This window comes from Catenulispora pinisilvae (assembly GCF_015356865.1).
Taxonomy (GTDB): Bacteria; Actinomycetota; Actinomycetes; order Streptomycetales; family Catenulisporaceae; genus Catenulispora; species Catenulispora pinisilvae.
In genome coordinates this window covers 23,656-40,694 of the sequence record NZ_JAAFZA010000052.1, presented here as the reverse complement: position 1 = coordinate 40,694, position 17,039 = coordinate 23,656, and the positions used below count along the sequence as shown (strand labels likewise).

The 17,039-nt window shown below is 66.7% G+C and carries 13 protein-coding genes and 3 pseudogenes; 9 read left to right on the top strand and 7 right to left on the bottom strand.

The features are described from left to right. Positions 1 to 8: 8 nt before the first annotated feature. Positions 9 to 2,153, bottom strand: coding sequence for an ATP-binding protein (locus IZR01_RS53305; RefSeq protein WP_194893720.1), 2,145 nt, complete (start codon positions 2,151 to 2,153; stop codon positions 9 to 11). Positions 2,154 to 2,411: 258 nt separating this feature from the next. Continuing rightward, the gene (locus tag IZR01_RS16795; protein WP_323747026.1) at positions 2,412 to 3,437 is read right to left on the bottom strand and encodes a hypothetical protein; all 1,026 of its coding nucleotides are present in this window, start codon (positions 3,435 to 3,437) and stop codon (positions 2,412 to 2,414) included. Positions 3,438 to 3,758: 321 nt separating this feature from the next. Here IZR01_RS16795 and IZR01_RS16790 point away from each other — a divergent pair, with 321 nt between their 5' ends. Continuing rightward, complete coding sequence (locus tag IZR01_RS16790) at positions 3,759 to 4,313, top strand: flavoprotein (RefSeq protein WP_212008556.1); 555 nt, start codon at positions 3,759 to 3,761, stop codon at positions 4,311 to 4,313. Between the two features lie 223 nt (positions 4,314 to 4,536). Further along, the gene (locus tag IZR01_RS16785; protein ID WP_194924386.1) at positions 4,537 to 5,427 is read left to right on the top strand and encodes a helix-turn-helix domain-containing protein; all 891 of its coding nucleotides are present in this window, start codon (positions 4,537 to 4,539) and stop codon (positions 5,425 to 5,427) included. A gap of 3 nt (positions 5,428 to 5,430) precedes the next feature. Here IZR01_RS16785 and mobF read toward each other — a convergent pair whose 3' ends face one another. Further along, complete coding sequence (gene mobF, locus IZR01_RS16780; RefSeq protein ID WP_194924385.1) at positions 5,431 to 10,008, bottom strand: MobF family relaxase; 4,578 nt, start codon at positions 10,006 to 10,008, stop codon at positions 5,431 to 5,433. 437 nt (positions 10,009 to 10,445) lie between these two features. On the opposite strand from mobF, the gene IZR01_RS16775 reads away from it, so the two are divergent. After that, positions 10,446 to 10,946, top strand: coding sequence for a hypothetical protein (locus IZR01_RS16775; protein WP_194893725.1), 501 nt, complete (start codon positions 10,446 to 10,448; stop codon positions 10,944 to 10,946). Positions 10,947 to 11,332: 386 nt separating this feature from the next. Further along, positions 11,333 to 11,644, top strand: a complete 312-nt coding sequence (locus IZR01_RS16770; protein ID WP_194893726.1) for a BTAD domain-containing putative transcriptional regulator — start codon at positions 11,333 to 11,335, stop codon at positions 11,642 to 11,644. On the opposite strand, the gene IZR01_RS16765 is transcribed toward IZR01_RS16770, so the two are convergent. From IZR01_RS16765 to istA, 3 genes are read right to left on the bottom strand one after another with little or no spacing between them, the layout of a single operon-like run. Further along, positions 11,619 to 12,248 carry a hypothetical protein gene (locus tag IZR01_RS16765; RefSeq protein ID WP_194893727.1) on the bottom strand — a complete coding sequence of 210 codons (630 nt, stop codon included), beginning with the start codon at positions 12,246 to 12,248 and terminating at the stop codon, positions 11,619 to 11,621. The two genes, IZR01_RS16770 and IZR01_RS16765, sit on opposite strands and share 26 nt — an antisense overlap. Positions 12,249 to 12,294: 46 nt before the next feature. Beyond that, positions 12,295 to 13,068 carry an IS21-like element helper ATPase IstB gene (gene istB, locus IZR01_RS16760; protein ID WP_194893728.1) on the bottom strand — a complete coding sequence of 258 codons (774 nt, stop codon included), beginning with the start codon at positions 13,066 to 13,068 and terminating at the stop codon, positions 12,295 to 12,297. Beyond that, positions 13,065 to 14,660 carry an IS21 family transposase gene (gene istA, locus IZR01_RS16755; RefSeq protein WP_194893729.1) on the bottom strand — a complete coding sequence of 532 codons (1,596 nt, stop codon included), beginning with the start codon at positions 14,658 to 14,660 and terminating at the stop codon, positions 13,065 to 13,067. Before istA ends, istB begins: the two co-directional genes overlap by 4 nt. 313 nt (positions 14,661 to 14,973) lie before the next feature. On the opposite strand from istA, the pseudogene IZR01_RS54265 reads away from it, so the two are divergent. The 5 genes and pseudogenes from IZR01_RS54265 to IZR01_RS54260 form a co-directional block, all read left to right on the top strand. Further along, positions 14,974 to 15,474 (top strand): annotated as a pseudogene (locus tag IZR01_RS54265) (tetratricopeptide repeat protein); the annotation flags it as partial. Positions 15,475 to 15,566: 92 nt separating this feature from the next. Next, positions 15,567 to 15,743 (top strand): annotated as a pseudogene (locus tag IZR01_RS54890) (tetratricopeptide repeat protein); the annotation flags it as partial. A 15-nt stretch (positions 15,744 to 15,758) separates the two neighbouring features. Continuing rightward, positions 15,759 to 16,058, top strand: coding sequence for a tetratricopeptide repeat protein (locus IZR01_RS54885; protein WP_194893730.1), 300 nt, complete (start codon positions 15,759 to 15,761; stop codon positions 16,056 to 16,058). 131 nt (positions 16,059 to 16,189) lie between these two features. Then, the gene (locus IZR01_RS52385; RefSeq protein WP_267254829.1) at positions 16,190 to 16,318 is read left to right on the top strand and encodes a hypothetical protein; all 129 of its coding nucleotides are present in this window, start codon (positions 16,190 to 16,192) and stop codon (positions 16,316 to 16,318) included. Positions 16,319 to 16,477: 159 nt separating this feature from the next. Continuing rightward, positions 16,478 to 16,639: pseudogene (locus IZR01_RS54260) on the top strand (ATP-binding protein); the annotation flags it as partial. A 47-nt stretch (positions 16,640 to 16,686) separates the two neighbouring features. On the opposite strand, the gene IZR01_RS16735 reads toward IZR01_RS54260, so the two are convergent. Next, positions 16,687 to 17,016 (bottom strand): hypothetical protein, encoded by a 330-nt coding sequence (locus IZR01_RS16735; RefSeq protein WP_194893731.1) that lies wholly within the window; start codon positions 17,014 to 17,016, stop codon positions 16,687 to 16,689. Between the last annotated feature and the right edge of the window lie 23 nt (positions 17,017 to 17,039).

Genomic DNA, 17,039 nt, shown 5'->3' with positions numbered 1-17,039 from the left:
TGTGCCGATCACTGCACCGAGGAGCGTCGCTTGGGCCTGCGATTGCCCGGTTCGCCACGGTTTCGCGGGACCGCGCTACCTGCGAACTCACTGAGCATCATCTGCACCCGTGCCTCGTCCAGGCGGCCGGCTGCATGCAGTGCGTCCCCGAGGGCGGCCAGGGCGAGCCCTTCGAAGTACCTGCTGGAGACTTCGTCACGGGTGGCGATTTCCAGTGCCCGTGTGGCGTAAGCAACGCCGTCATCAGGGCGGTGGAGTTCCGTGGCAGTACCTGACATCTCCACCAGGACGCCGAACTGCTGGGCGACGTCGCTTCCGGCTTGGTGGGCGGCGAGGGCGGCCTCGAACGCGACCATAGCGGCTTCGCCGTAGCCGCGGGCCCGGGCCGTGCGACCCAGGCCCTCGGCAGGCAGGATGGCAAGCTGCTCGAGTCCATTGTGGTGGCACAGCGTGAGCGAGGTGTGGAACGCTTCGTCGGCCTGGTCGAGACGACCAGCGGCCAGGCACAGATAGCCGAGCAGATTCTGTACCCAGGCCTGACCGTGGACATCGTTCGACGTCTGGTACTGGTCGAGGGCTGTGCGGTAGTGCTCCGAGGCCTCGTCGTATTTGCCTCTCTGTTTGCAGGCCATCCCGTGAAAGGCCATGAGGGCGGCGTAGCCCGCAGGGTCGCCATCCCGTTCGGCGCAGGTCGTCCCCAGGCGAATCAACGTCAACCAGTCGTCGAAGTGGCCGATGTGGGCGTACGCGAAGCTCAGCGCCGCAACGACTTGCCATGCGAAGCGGTATTCGCCGTTGGAGTCGGCCAAGCTCACCACGGCTATCAAATCCGCGCGTTCGTTCTGGAACCACGACAGCGCGTCTCGGTAGGAGGCGAAGGCAGGCTGCGCGATTTCGGACTGCCGTACGTCCACCGTGACGTGAACCGCGCTTTGTTCGTAAGGCGCGATGGACCGTAGCTGCGCAGCGCATTCCAGATACCAATTCAGCAGGCGTCTGACTGCCGTGTGGCGTTCCTGCAGTGGTTCCTCGGCTGCCTTCTCGGCCGCGAAACCGTGCAGCAGATCGTGGGTACGGTAGCGGTCTGGTCCTACACGGCGTACGAGTGTGACGGCCTCCAGATCATCCAAAGCTTGGGCTACATCTCGGCGGATGAGCCCAGTTAACGCCACGGCAGCTCCGATGCTGAACTCCGGCGAGGGGAACCAACCCAGTCGGCGGAACACCTGCTGGGCCGTTTCGTCAAGATCGTCGTAAGACGCGCTGAATGCCTTTGACACGGCTATGTCTCCTGCGCTGAGCGTCCGCCATCGGGTCGTGGGGTCTCGGAGGGTGTCGACAAGATCCGGCAACGGAGTCAACGGCCGGTTTCTCGCCCGCTCGGAGAAGATGCGGATAGCCAGCGGTAGCGATCCACACAGCCTGGATGCTTCCTCGATACTGGAGCCGTCCGTCACGGCGCGCTCGCTGCCGACAATCGCTCTGATCATCGCGATCGCCTCAGCTGCTGGGAAGACGTCGATGCCGTACCGGACGACGCTCTCTTGGAGCCCGAGCCCGTCCATGAGGCTTCGAGACGTGACCACCACGCGAGACGTGCCGGCCCCTGGCAGTAGCGGCCGGACCTGCTCGGCCGCGACTGCGTTGTCCAGAACGATCAGGATCCGGCGTTCTGCTAGAACCGAACGGAACAGCGCCGAACGGGCGTCTAGAGAGTCTGGCAGTTCGCCTGCTGGAATGCCGACTGCGGGTAGGAACTCGCCGAGGATGGCATAGGGGTCACCTGGTGGCTGGGTTGTGAACCCGCCGAGGTTGGCGTAGAGGTGCCCGTCCGGAAAATGGCTCTTGACTCGGTGCGCCCACTTGATGGCCAAGGCTGTCTTGCCGACGCCGGCCGTTCCAGCGATCAGGCAGACAAGCTTGTCTGATTCTAGAAAGCCATTCAGTTTGGCGAGATCGCTCTTGCGATTTTGGAAGTCGCCAAGGTCTGCCGGGATAGCCAAGGGCCTTCGAGGCATGGCGTGGGTAACATGGTAGTGATTGATGGTGTCGCCGAACGACAGCGAACTGCCCTTGATGTCCCGTGCAGATGCTGTGCGGTGGTTCCGGCCGGATACCTCTGCGTGCGTTCCATGTGCGCCCTCGTGCACCACGTCCCCCTGTCGGCCGGTAGGGGCGAGTATATGAGAGTTCGTACGAACAACGGAACAGGGCAGGATGGTTTCGCGTGTCTGGGCGGCGGCGCACCTCGTGTCTGCCGTGACTGCGGCGGCCACCGTGACCAAGGCGGCCGTTGAAACTGCGCCCTGTGTCTGCCCATCGATCGATGCCGGGAGCAATCGCGACGGGTGGACTTGGCGTTTGTCAATCATCGGCCCGGGCGACGGTCTCTCAATGTTGACAATGCGGCCCTATGCGATGTCGAGTAGTCGAGCGAGGTGTGCGAGCTGCGACGCCGGGTCGGTCCGGCAAGCGCGGACTTGGGCTAGGACAAGGTCCCGGGCATCTGGGCTGTAGAGAATGGTCTCTCGGGACTCGGCGATGGAAGCGAGCAGCGCTGGGAGTACTCGTGCCCCGTCGCCGGCCTGGTGGTGGCTGCGTGCGACGTCGATGAAGTGCTGAGCGCGGCGATTGGTCGATGGAATCTCGCTGGGATCGAGGCTCGCGGCTCTATCGGTGGCCACGGTCGCGTTGCCGGTCTCGACATCCAGGACGACGCCATAGACCGCTACGTTCGCGTCGCTGAACTGTGTGTGTGGGTGCTGATATCCGTGGGGCAACCGTCCCGCGATCGTGGCTGCTTCATCCCAGTACCGCCATGCATCGGCAGGCTGGCGGGCGCGTGCCGCGCCAATCGCTGCGAACAGCATCAGAGAACCCCGCAATGCCGCCGAGCGTGGGGTCGTCGCGACTGGAAGGTGCTCTTTCGCGCACAGCGCGATTTCCGACGCTTCGCCCGGCTCACCGGCGGCGAGGGAGGTCATGGCGGAGGCCCACCCCGCGAGTGCCAACAGTTCGGGATCGTCGGCCTGGTCCGCGGCCAAGAGCGCGCGATCAGTACATCGCGTGGCGAGTGCCGGGGCGGTGACGCAGAATGCGAATCGTTGCGCTAGTAGATACACGTGTGTGAGCAGTTTGTGCGCTGCTCGCCGTTCGTTGTCCGGCGCCGAGCGGGCTAGCACGATCGAGTCAGTGAGAAGGTCGGGCAGCAGGGCACCAAGAGCCATGTATTGGGCTCGTGATACTCGCCATGCCGTCCACGCATGTTGAACGCGTTCCTGTAGCGACTCCACAGTGCACCGAGGGCCGTCGGCGGCCGGCGCGAGGACGGCCAGGCTCAATGCGAGGCGTACTTCAGCGACCGCAGGATGCTCGGGCACTCCGGTTGTGCGGAGAGGACGCAGGTCGAACCCGACAAGCATCGAGGCGTCGCTCATACCGAGTGCGTGTGCCAGGTTGCTCAAATTGGACAGCCGCTCAGCGCCCCGTCCCTCGACTTCAAGAAGTCGGAGCCATTCCTCAGATCGACCGACGAGCTCGGCTAGTGCCCTGCGTGACATGCCGTGTCTTTGCCGGTGCCAACTCACTCGTTCGCCAGTCGTGAGTGGGTCAGCGCTACGCTTTTCGGACGACGGCATCGGACACCACCCGGGGCATGGATAACGGTAAGTGGTACCGATGTTACGATGCGCGACGTCCGCCCCGGAACCCTCGTGCCCTGTTTTTCTTTACGGCCGTGCGGTTGGAAGGATACTGTCTTGCTCGAAAAGCCCGTTCTCTACGCCATCGGTTGTGGTGGCTACCCGTCGGAGTTCATGCCGGAGCTCGTACGGCACGCACAGGGTGAGGGATGGGACGTCTGTGTGATCGGGACCCGTATGGGGATGCGGTTTCTTGATACCGAGTTGCTCCGAGAGCTAACCGGATATCCCGTTCGTGACGACTATAAGAATCCTAATGAACCTGACGTCCTGCCGGATGCGGATGCGTTCGTGGTAGCGCCCGCGACATTCAACACCGTCAACAAAGTAGCCGGCGGTATCTCTGACAACTTGGCCCTTGGCCTGGTCAATGAAGCAATCGGCATGGGGAAGCCTGTCATCCTGGCACCTTGGCCGAACCAGGAGCTGGTCAAGCATCCGGCGTTTCCTCGAAGCGTCGAGCTGCTTGCGGAGGCCGGCGTACGCTTCGTGCTCGACCGGGCTGCCCTTCCACTTCCTGCATCAGGCAGGCCGGGGGCTGCCACGTTCCCGTGGGCTCAGGTCTATTCCGCGCTCGCGGTCGCGAGGGACGAGGTCCTGTCGAGTCGCTGAACGTGCTCCCGGCCGACCCGTGCGACATCACGTTCGATGGTCGGCCGGGCTTGAGCCTCTTCATGCGATCGGGTGAAATCTCAGCGTGCTTCCTTGAAGCAGCGCGGTTAGCTGCGACTAAAGGTGCTTGGCGGGTAGTATCTTCGGCAGCTGAGAAAGAAGATACCCCGGCCGGTGCTACCAACACCGCCGGGGCGTGGCACCAGGAGTAAAGGGCTCCCGAATGCGTATCCATCGTAGCGCGCGAGTGCGCTTTTTCACGACGTTGGGCAACGAAGTCCTTCGAGACAGCCGCTTGAGCTTCTGTGCTCGCGGCATCCTCGCCTACCTGCTCTCGCAACCTGACGGGAAGCGCGACGACATCCGGACGTTGGCGGAACGGACACCGGAGGGACGGGAGCGCGTAGCTTCTGCGATGCGGGAGTTGGAGAGGCATGGCTATCTCAAGAGGACGAAGAAGCGTACGTCCGAAGGGCACATCTACACCGAGGTAGAGGTGTTCGACGGTCCAGGCGGGCCGTCGTCCCAGCTCAGCCCGGAGACCGAGCTTCCGGCCTCCGGTGGGCCGACTACCGGTCCAGACGGCGATCAACCCGTGAAAGATCGGGGGAAAGAACCCACCCACCCGGCGCCTTCTGCGGAGGACGGAGAAGACGGGCGGGAGGGGGAATGCGACGAGGAGACGAGAGCGAGCGTCGAGCTGCTTGCCCGCGTGGCACGTACGGAGCCGCAGCTGTCGGTGGGGCGGGCCGACGTGGTGCGCCTCGCGCCGCTGGTGACGGAGTGGCGGCGGCGTGGTGCCTCAGAGCTTCACGTCGTGGGCTCGCTGACGTCTGGCCTGCCGCGGGCCGGGGTGTATCACCCGGCGCGGTTCATCGAGACGCGGCTGATCGCGAAGATGCCAGTGGAGCGGTGCGCCGCACCGGAGCAGTTGGAGTGCGGCGGGTGCGGCATTCCTGTTCCTGCTGCTGGCCTTTGCCGATCCTGCCGGGAAGCTCGGCCGACGGAGGTCGGGGCTGCAACGGAAGATCACGTGCTCGCCCGAGGTGTGGCGATGGCCCGTGCCGCCCTGCGTGGCCTGTCGCTGGACGTCGGGAAGCCCGCCTTGGCATGAGCCTCACTGCCCGGGCCTGGGCCCGCGTTGTGGGTTCGGCGGGATCCGGGGCGGGGGCTGCCCGTCGGGGTTTGGCGTGTGCTTCGGTGCCTCAGATCTGCGGACTCTGGGCGCCGGTTGCTGACTTGTATGGACCGGCTGAGTGCGGTGCAGCTTTGCCCGACCGCGAGCACTCGGAGGCCTCGGACCCCGTCGTCCGGCGGGGTCGGACTCTGGAACGTCCAGGTGCCCATTCTCGGCCAGGATGGCTGCGAGTTGGTGGAGGTAGACGGGCTGATCTGCGTCGACAGAGGGCTCGCGTACGTCGCCGAGCCAGTCTTGGCCGAGTCGTTTGGCGAGTTCGACGCCGATGCGGTTCTGCTCTTCGACGCCCAGGGTCCGGTAGTGGTCAGCCGCCAGCCTCCCCCAGGCCGGATTGGCATCCGGGCGCGCCCCGCGTAGCGCCAGGAGGGATGCGGCGGCCACCCAGTAGGCGCGGTGGCCGACCCGTCCGCTCTCGGGGTATGGACCGAGGGGGTGGTCTGGGTCGTCGTCGGCGACTCGGTACTGGTCGCGGTAGGCGGCTATGACGGCGAGGTGACTTAGCCAGACCTCGCGGCTGGCCGGATCGGTGGGTTCCGCGGTGAGGCACGCGGTCCACGCTGGTCTTTCGGATGCGGTCGTCTGTGCTAGCTGGCCAACGCGACGACGGATCAGCTCGGCCCGGGTGTCCAGGTATGGCTGCCACTGTAGGTCGGCACCGCGCCGTATGGTGCGCAGCCAAGGAGGAAGAAGCGGATCCTCGGCGCGATGAGCAGCGACCTGCAACCGCGCAGCCAACGACGCCAGCGTGATCCGACCTGGTCGGGTCTCGGCGGACTCAAGGGCGTCGGCGAGAGCAGCGGCGGGTTCAGTGCCGGCCTGTTCCAACTGCGTCAGCGCACGCGTGATTCGTCGCCATATAGAGCGCGAATTGTTGCTCGTGCCAGCGGTTTGCGCGTCAAGGTAGTGGTGGACGGCGAGGGCGACAGCCTGGCAGACCGAGGTCCCAGCGCGGAACGTTCTCTGATCGATCACGGCGTCGAGCGACGTGGTGGGGTCGAGCCCGAGGGCGTCCGCGCGCCGCAGGGCAAGTACCAGCGTCGGCCACGCGGCGTCCTCGCGAGCCTGGTTTGCACGGACGGATCCAAGCACCGCGCTCACTGCGTCCTCGTAGAACTGCTCGTGGTCGTCATAAGAGTGGGCTCGCGGGACAGAGACGGTCGACGAGCGGGTTGGCCCGGCGTCAGCCGCCAACGTGGGGGCGAGCTCGCCCAGCAACAAGCGGTAGCGAATCTCGTCGGCGGCGTCGGCCACCGGTGTCGGCTCCGCATCTATCACTCGGCGCAGACGCCACGAGATGACTTGAGCCAGGGACTCCGCAGTGTGCAGCTCGCGGCGGCGCACCGTGGTGTTGAGGAGAGCTGGAACGTCCCATCCCGCAGCATCGGCGTCGCGCAGAGCTCGCAGCACGGCGTGCCATGCCGAGTCGCTGGTGATCTCCTCGGCAACGTCGGGCAGTACTCTCTCGACCATCTGCCGGTAGTGGGCGTCGGTGGCCACGTCGAGCGCGTGGTCGTACCGGGGCACGAGGCTGGACAGAGATTCGGCTTCGGCGAACGAGGTCCGGATCTGCTCGGTCGCGGAGAGCTCCGCGGTTTCGCGGGCGACCACATGCTCGAGGATTTCGCGAGCGGCATAGGCGTCCTGGTCGAACTTCACAGCGTCCACGTGTTCGTCCTCATCCAGGCTCGCGAGCTCGTGGGTGGCGACGTACAAGACCGTCCCTTGGCGGGCGCGGGAGACGATGACGTAGAAGTTCTCCCGTCCCATCTCTTCGGTGATGAGAGCGTGGCAGGCGTCCACGGTTGAGCCCTGGGCGCGGTGTGCGGTGGTGGCGTAGAGCAGTTCGACGTTGGTTGCGACGTACCCCGGCGGGAGCAGCACCTGGCCGCGATGCTCCAAGTGCTGGACGGTCAAGGCGCCGTTTTCGTGGCGCTCGACTACCTCCCAGGCATCGCCGTTCTTCACGAAGTCGCGCACCCCGGAGCGGAGCCGCCGGTCGTTGTCCCGGGTGACGATGAGGTCCCGGGCCCCTGCGAGGTTGCCGTCGTGGAGACGCACGCCTTCGGCCTCGACCTGCCTCGCGGCGACTCGATCGGCTCGCGCTCGGGCGCACAGCTCGGCGACGTTCGCGTTGGACGTGGCGACCATCAGTGCTTTGCGCCCGGCCAGCATGTCCGCTTTCCAGCCTGCGTACGCCTGCTCGGTCATGCCCTGGCGGGAGCCGTGCCGAATCCGTCCCGCGTCCTGATAGAAGTCGAGCCCGGCCGCGTCGCCGACGCGGATCTTGAGTGTTGCCTCGGCCTCGATCGGGTCGGCGAAGCGGTAGAGCGTGGACAGCTCCACAGCCCCGCACTCGTTGGCTATGAGCCTCAGCGCGCCACCCGACTCCACGGCACCGAGCTGGCGGTAGTCGCCCAACAGGCGCACGACCGCACCGCGTTCGGCCGCGATGGTCACGAGCCGATCGAGGTTCATAGTGCCGGCCATGCCGGCCTCGTCGACCAAGACGACGTCGCCCGGGTTCAGGGCGAAGAACCCGACCTCACGCGGCACGTTCTGCCCTCGTGCTAACGCTTCGGCGTGTGGCCCCTTAGTCCATTCCCACAGGAACTTGTGCAGGTTCTCGGCATCGGCCCCCAAGTCCGCGGCCAGCACGCTTGCCGCGGACGCGGAGGTGGCCAGCGGCACGAGTCGCTTCTCGCCAGCATCGATCACCTCCGACAGGGCCTTCATAGCCGTGGTCTTGCCGGCTCCGCCCGGGCCGATTCCCGCCATTAGAAGTCGTCCGTCGCACGCAAATGCCTTCACCAGCGCACGCTGGCCTGGGTCGAGACTTTCGCCGGCCCGGTGTTCACGGTCGGCCACCACCAAGTCGGTGGTCTGCCCGTCCACCGCGACCGCTGTCTGATACTTGGCGGCCTCGATCAGCCGGGCCTCGGCGTCCAACACGGCTTGGCTGGTGTATCGCTCGGCGCCGTGTTGCGTGAACACCGACGATCCGTCCGAGCGGCGCAGTGCGGTCGGCTCGGCCACCGATTCCGGCGGTTCGGTGGAGATCGACCACGTGGACAGCGCCGCGTCCACGATCGCCGAGACCGCACTCTCCTGCTCAGTCGGAGTCGTGAACCGCGTTCCTCGGAGTTCTCGTTGCGCCTGCGCCAGGACGCTCCAGCGGGTCCATGTCGCGTGCTGTTCCTGTACTTCGGCCACGACTCGGCTGGTAAGTTCTGCGACGTCCAGCTGGGCGCAGTTGATCGGCTTCGACTTGCGCCTGCCGCCTATGGGGACGATCGCCGTCACCTTGGTGAGGGCCTTCGAACCGAAGGTCTCTGCCAGGTCGGCGCGCCACTCATCTCGCATCTTTGACCACGCTCGCGGAGGCTTCTTGCCATTGCGGGTCGCCAACGTCGCTTGTTGGGCGAGCTCGTGAGCCGCTGGCAGCGACGGATCACGCCCATGCGTGGCGCGAAACTCGTCCACCAGCCGCTTGTACTCTGCCTCGATGTCGGAGCGCCGGCGGGTGAAGTGCGACAGTACTCTCGACGGGAAGTCCTTGATCTCGCGCACCGGCTCGCGCTTGTCCAGGGTGTCTGGTCGGGGCTCGAATTCGAGCCCGAGGCGGGCGTGTAGTTCGTTTTCCAGCACCGTGTTGTAGAGCTCGGAGGCAGCCACAGTGATGCGGTAGAAGCTGCGGGCGTCGAGTGCCTGCCACTTTCCGTTGGTCCCCAAGACTTTGCTGGAAACCGCGACATGGGAGTGGAGGTTCGGCTCGCCCAACCGGTTGTCCGCATGGTCGAAAACGGCGGCGATCAGGCCGTGAGTCTCGATCTGGGCCTGGCCCGAGGAGCCCGTGCGGGTGAGCGCGGCATTCTCTTCCAGCAGCTTCAGTGCGGTGTCTCGGGCGGCGTAGTGGGACTGCTCGATCGCGTCGCGTACCCATGGGCGCGGATCGAGACCCCAGAGCCGGGAGACCGAAGAAACCGGGGTGAACACGAGGTCGAAGCCAGCCACGGCCCGCCGCTGGCGTCGCGCCTCCTCCCGACGGATCTTCTTCTCCTCCGCTGCGGTTGGGGCACGGCCGACCTCGGTGCGGATCGTCTCCAACCGGCCTGATACTCGCTCGTCGAACGGCTCAAGATGCTTGTAGTCGGGGAACGGGCGGCCGAGGCGTGCTGCCTTCAGCGCCAGCTGGTTGACCTTCTCCAGCTGTCCTTCCGACATGCCGGCTTCGACGTGCTCGCGCTGGTAGTCGGCGATGATGTTCGCGGCGTTCGGGTGCAAACCCTGACCGAACAGGGCCGTCATCTGCTGCTCGGACACCTGCCCGGCCAACCCCAAGTCGGTCAGTCCCGAACCCATCCAGATCCCCGGTGGATTGCCGGTCTCGGTGTAATACCTCGCTGCGGCCTTGCCCCGTTCAGGACTGGTGTCTCCTGCGGCTACCTGCCTGGTCAGGTAGGTGTAGCCGTCGCCAGCGGTGATCTTGTGGATCGTCATCACGACCGAATCACCGTCCTTCGCGAGCGGCTGCGTCAGCTCGTCACGCGCAGCGAACCCATGCTCAGATTGTCTGCAAAAGGTGTGTTAGCAGAAATATAGGGCATTCTGTTCACGTGGGCTAACGCCGCGATGTCTATGCACTGGTTAGAGATAGTTTGCACGTGATCTTGCGCAGGTCAGATTGATCTTGCGCCAACGGTGTGGGATCGCATGGCCGAGGCAGGGGGTCGGCTGACGACTTCCGCCATGAGCTCGGCGGGGTACGTGCCGAGGCAGACTCCCCGTCTCGAACCGGGCGGCTTTCGGGCGCACATTTGTGCGGCGCTTGATCTGATGAACCACGAGCCGGGCACTTCAGTCCGGAGCTGTCCTGTCAGGTTTGTCAGGGCGGGTCGAAGAGACGCGCCGAAGGACCGAGTAGTCTCGACCGCACCATGGCGAAGAAGCCCTCCCCGCTCCGGAACCGGCTGGCGCGGCATCAGGCCGACCGGCACTCTAGCGTGTACACCGCGCTGCTGGCCCCGACCGTCGAAGACCGGTCGCTCTTCGACGTCGCCTGGGACGCCCTGAGGCGATCCGATCTATTCGACATCGCCAACGCCGATGCCCTAGCCGAGCGGTTCACCTGGCTACCCGCCTTCGACTCGACCGCCGCCACCGGCTGGATCGCCGGAATCCTCAGCGGCTCGCTGGCCTACCCGGCAGCCACCGACCCGCTGTCCGATCCCAAGCTGTGCGCTCTTGAGGCCGACGTGATCGCGGCGCTCGGGCCGGAGGCGCGGTGGCACGCCAACGGCGACCATCCGCTGCCCGGCTTCGTCCCTGCCGGGAAGTCGCAGGGTTGGCGGCCGATCACCACAGCGACCTTCGATCGCGCGGTCGTCGCACGGGGGAGCGGAGTCGATCTCGTGCTGGCGTGCACGGACGAGGACTGAACGACGCGGTCACAGTGCCGTCGGCAGACCAGCCCCGCATGCGCGGGGACCGCGACTGGGTCTGGAGGCTCCAGGCGTGCGTGCCGGGACCAGCCCCGTATGCGCGGGGACCGCACTGCCTGACCTGCCGACCTACCTGAACGCAGTGCAGCAATCCTTGGGTTTGAAAGAATCCGACATAAATGTCATTCGGGCCATTCCGCGCCCTCCTGAACCTTGCGCCGTTGAGCCGCCTTACACCAAGCGGTCTTGGTGGTTGACGGTGCTGCGGTGGGTAGTTCCGCACCCTCGCGGATGAGTGTATGCCGTTGCGGTCGAGGGCTTGGAAGGCGAGTCTATTGACGACGACGCCCACCACTGAATGTCTCCACGCTGCGGGGGGGAGGATGGCCAGAGGACGGGTTCGAGCTTTCGATGCGGCCCGCTGGGCGGACCCCGGCCGGGGCTACCGGGCCGCGTTCGACCTGTGGCGGGGGCCGTTCCTGGCCGACGTGGTCGCCGAGGGCTGGCTGGCCGACGAGGCCAGCCGGTTCGACGAGCTGCGCTGCCGTACCGCCGAGGGCTGGATCGGTGCCGAGCTGCGGCTGGGCCGCCAGGACGAGGTGATCCCTGTGGACGATCGCGTAATTCCCGAGGCTCACGATCACGTAATTCCCTGGGCGTCCAAGGGATCTAGGCTTGCGGGGAGGCCGCGGTGAGGCGTTCGGTGAGGTGGTTCGCGAAGAGCTGGTACTCCGCTGCGATGGGGATCGTCGCGTCGTTCCCGTAGGCGGCCAATCCGTCGGCGAGACGGTCACGGGCCTCTTGGAGCTCACCACGGAGCAGGTGCAGGGCCGGGATGAGCAGGTTCTTGCGGTCGGGGTTGGCGACGAAATGCGTCGTGCGCAGTGCCGCCAGCAGGGCGTCGGAATCGGCGTAGCGGCGCGCGAACGGCAAACCGTAGGCATCGACCAGGTCTCGAAGGCGGCCGGCCGCCGGCTCAGCTTGCTCTGAGGTGGCGATTTCGAGCTGCAGGAAACGGTTCTCCGGCGTGAGGTAACCGACCGGGCGGCTCAAGGTGCCGGTGGTGGGCGGGGTCCCGAGGAGTTCGGCGACGAGTTGTTCCAGCGGCTCGTAGTGCAGGCCGACGACCGGGTTCACCTGCAGCGGCAGTGCTCGGGTGGCCTTGTTCAGTCCGAGCCAGGCATGGAAGCCGTCGCCGAGATCCAGGGTGTAGATGTCGCCGCTGCGTTTGCGCCATCCGGCCGCGGTCATCCGGTCTTTGGCTGCGGCACGGAAGGCGCTGATCAGGTCACGCATCATCGGGCCAGAGTATGCGGCGCCCGATGATCGCCCGTGACCGGTTGCCCTACTTGATCGTGGGCTCCTCCGCCTTGGCGGCGGGGTTCTTCGGTCGCTTGTTCGGCCGGTAGCTGGGGCCGTTCATGATGACCTGGTGACTGGTGTTGATCAGTCTGTCCAGGAGTGACTCGGCGACGACCGGGTTCGGGAACAGCGGATACCAGTCGGATGGTGCCCTGTTGCTCGTGACGATCAGGCTCCTGCCCTGGCGTTCGCTGACCAGCTCGTAGAGGTCGTCGGCCTGGGGCGCGGTCATCTGGCGCATCGCGAAGTCGTCGAGGATGAGCACGTCGGGACGGACCAGCTCACGGACCCGCTTATCCCAGGTGCGGTCGGCATGCCCGCCGGCCAGGTCGGCCAGGACGCGGCTGGTCTTCGCGAACCGGACGTTCGCGCCCTGGCGGACGGCCAGGTGCCCGAGTCCCTGGGCGACGTGCGTCTTCCCGACGCCGACCGGCCCGAACAGGATGACGGACTCTCCGGCATGCAGCCAGCGCAGCGCCGACAGGTCGCGGATCTGGGCGGCGGGCAGTTTGGAGGAGGCCGTGAAATCGAACTCCTCCAGCGTGACCTGCTGCTCGAACCGGGCTCGTTGCAGACGGCGCTGGAAGGCGACCGTCTCCCGACGGGTGATCTCGTCCTGGCAGAGGACCTGGAGGAACTCCAGGTGGCCGAGCTCGCCGCCGTGGGCCTGCATCAGCCGGGCGTCCAGAGTGTCCAGCATGCCGGACAGACGCAGGGCCTTGAGGGATTCGCGCAGGGCGTTGTTGACCGGGTTCATCGGGCACCGCCTTCGTCGTCGTCGGGGACCTCGGGGTGAGCGGCGTCGTTCGTCGGGTCCGGTGCCGCGGCGGCCGCGAACAGTCCGGCCGGGCCGTGCAGGAACGCCGCGGCCCCGGCGTCCCCGGTCTCCGGTTCCGGTTCGGTCTCGGTGCCGGCGATCAGGATTCCCTTGACGGTGCGATACGACGGGTCGCCGACGGCGATGGCCTTGGCGCAGGCGGCCTCCAGGCGCTGGTCACCGTACTTCTTGCGCAGGCCGACCACGCCTTGGGCGGCGCGCAGCCGGTAGAGGGCGTTGACCTCCAGCAGCCCGTCGATGACGTGGCCGCAGGCCTCGCCGACCGCGGCGGCCTGGGTGCGGCACCAGACCGGGGTCCGCATCTGGAAGGCGATCTTCTCCGGCGGGTAGTCGTTCTTGTCGGTGCGTTTGCCCTGCTCAAGTGCGGTGTGGGTCTTGACCATGTCGCCGTCCAGAAACACCTGGACCATCGTGGCCGTCGAGCGGACGTCGACGCGGCGGCCGATCAGCGCCCACGGCACCGAATACAGGGTGCGGCCCACGCGGATGTGGATGTCCGGGCCCACGACGGCGGTCGACCAGCGGGCCAGCGTGAACGGCGTCTCCGGCAGCGGCAGCAGCGTCTCGGCCTCGACGGCGGCGAACACCTGGGCCGGACCCGCTCCGCCCAGCGGCCGGCACTGCCGGCGCCCGGCCACTACTTGGGCCCACTCGATCGCCTCGGCCTGCATGTGCTCCAGCGAGACGAACTCCCGCCCGGCCCAGAAGGAGTCCCTGATATAAGGCATTTGACGTTCGACTCTTGGCTTGTCCTTGGGATGCAGAGCCCGAGCGGGATCCACCAGGGTCCCGTAGTGCCTGGCCAGCTCCGCATACGCCTTGTTGATCTTCGGGTCGTAGAGGTCGGGCTTGTCCACGCCGGTCTTCAGGTTGTCCGGCACCAGCCGGCGCGGGACACCGCCGAAGTAGTCGAACGCGGCGACGTGCGACTCGGTCCAGGAGTGCTGGTCCATGCTGACCACCGGACGGACGAACATGTGCCGCGAGCACGGCAGCACCATCACGAACGCCCAGATCCGGTGGCGCTTGCCGGAGCGCGGGTTCGTCCACTGGCCGAGGAACCCGTAGTCGATCTGCGCTTCCGAGCCCGGCTCGACCTCATCGAGCAGCACGGTGACCCGTGAGCGCTCCGACTGCTCGGGCATCGTGGCCCGCACCCAGCGCCGGAACGTCGCGACCGACGCCGTCAGACCGTGCTCGTCCCGCAGCCGCTGATGGATCGTGGACATGTTCACCGTCCCCAGCAGCTCTTTGACGAACTCCCGGTGCGGGTCGATCTCACCCCAGGTGATCTGCCGCAGCCGCCGGTCGCTCATCTCCGGGAACCAGCTCTTGATCAGCTTGGACCAGTCCTCCTCGCTCATCGGCGGCCCGCCCGGCACGGTCCCGGACCGCTCGGCCGGCACGAGGTACTTCCTGACGGTCTTCGCATCCACACCCAGCGACATCGCCACTTCCGTCTTCGAGCGGCCCGCATACCAGTGAACGAAGATCTCCATGATGTCGACCACAGTGGACGTCCTCCTTCCCATCCAGCTGCCCATCGGTCCGTCGAACCGTGAGTGCAGGGGGATGAAGAACGCGTACTTCGCGACCCCGTCCCTCCCGACCCGAGGCCGTGCTACCTAGGGGACCGAAGAACGAGCGCTACGAAGTATGACAAACCACTGAAACCACCCGCAGGCGGGAACGCAGCCCGTCGAAGACCGATAGACGTCAGACCTCGACCCCGCAGGGACGAACGACGCCGACCTGGGGAATTACGTGATCGCGATCATGAGATCGTGCGGATTTTCGTGATCGCCCACACTCGCGGCCTTCCTCATCCAGGAGGGGCTGTGGCCGCAGGCCGCCGCCCTGCACGGCGCCGCGGCACAGGCCGCGCACCGCGGCGGCGACCGCCGGGGCGAGGCCGACGCCCTCTGGGACCTGGGCCGTGTCTGCCACATGATGGGCGATTACTCGGCCGCGACCGATCTCTATGAGCGGTCGCTGACGATCTACCGGGACCTCGGTGACCACCAGGGCGAGGCCAACGCCCTCAACAACATGGCCCGGGCACGGTTCCACACCGGCGACTTCCCGGGCGCGGCTGGCATGCACGAGCAGGCCCTGGCACTGTTCGAGCGACTCGGCGACCGCCGCGGCCAGGCCAGCGCGGTCTTCGAGATCGGCCGCGTCCACCGCATGCGCGGCGAGTACCCGGCCGCGGCCGGCATGCACGACCGCGCGCTGGCGATCTACCTGGAGCTCGGCGACGGCCTGGGCGAGGCCAACACCCTCAACGACATGGCCCGCGCACACCATACGATCGGCGACCTCCCGGCGGCGGCCCGGCTGCACGAGCGGGCCCTGGCGATCTTCCAGGAGATCGGCAACCGCCACGGCGAGGCCAGTGCCCTGTCCGGCTTGGGGCCATCAGCCTGGCGGCCGAGGACTACCCGGCCGCCGCCGACCTCCACGAACAGGTCCTGGCGCTGTGCCGGGAGCTCGGCACCCCGCACGGCGAGGCGATCGCCCTCTACGACCTGGGCCGCCTCCGCCTGGCCACTGGCGACACGGCGGCCGCGGCCGACCTCCACGAACAGTCGCTGGCCCTCATCCGAGTGGTGGGGGACCGGCAGGGCGAGGCGGAGATCCTCAACAGCCTCGCCGGCATCCTCGCGGGCACCGCGAGACCGCACGAGGCGCTGCCCCTGTACCGCCAGGCGCTCCGACTCGCCCGTGAGGTCCGCAGCTTCATCTACGAGGCGCAGGCCCCCGAGGGCGCAGCCCGCTGCGAGATCCGTGCCGGCGCCGGCCCCGCCGCACTGGCCGGGTTCCGGGAGGCGATCGCCATCTACCGCCGCATCGGCGCTCCGGAGGAGGAGGCGGCCAGGGTCTACCTGGCCGAGGCGGAGACGGCGTGAGGCTGCGTGCACGGGGGCGCAGCAACTTGGCGTCGCCGCCGTGCATCGAGGCCAGATCAAGGCCTTGGAACCAGACCAAGCCAAGGCCGCGTCGAGCAGATGTTTTCGATGGCCAGCGGCCCACCGGTACCGTGACCGCGACCAGCACCTCGGTGACGGTGTTCGCCGCAGCCAGGATCCTGCCGATCGTCGGCATCGACTCGGTTGCCATGACGGCCGACGCGACCGCCAGGCCTGAAACCGCTGTACTCAGCCTGTAGCGGCGAAGAAGGGGGAACGGGAAGGAGAGCACCGGTTGTGAGCACGCTGTTGGCTGTAGTCCGGTTCGTTCGGGCCTTGGCGTCGGCGGTGGGGACAGTGGCACTACTTCGGTCGGCCGTTGCCGGACCACCTGCCCGGATACCGCGACGTCACGGCGTGGCGTCGATTGGTATCTGTTGTTCCCCAACCCCGTCGTCGCCGAGTCCCTCCTGGACAGAGTGATCAACAACAGTCATCAGGTCATCATGAACGGCCCCAGCTGCCGGCCGAACAAGCGCTCCAAGAGCGCGATCAGGGAAGGCTCGCCCAAGGCCAGTTAGACACGCCGCATCGATGCTCTCGTCGGCACACTACCCGACGAGAGCTCTCACTCAACGACTTGAGCCTCCGGTCCGCCGACCAGCTCGAAGTCGACCATGAACTTGCCGTGCTCGGCAGGGACGACGCGATAGCTGAAACGGCGACCAGGCAGCGTCTCAATGCCGACCTTGAACTTCCGAGCGAGGACGTCGGCAAGCTCGCGATGCTTGTCGTTCGGATCGTCAACGGCATGGGCATGCGCGAAGGCCCTCCGCACTGCGGTGACGACGTACTCAACCCGGCGGCCATCGCTGAGATCCGGCTCATAGCCGTCGTGGTCACAGCTCACCACCTGAGCAAGAACCTCACCCGGACTGGCGTTCGGACGATCGCTCATAGGCCGCCATGCTAGCCGGGGCC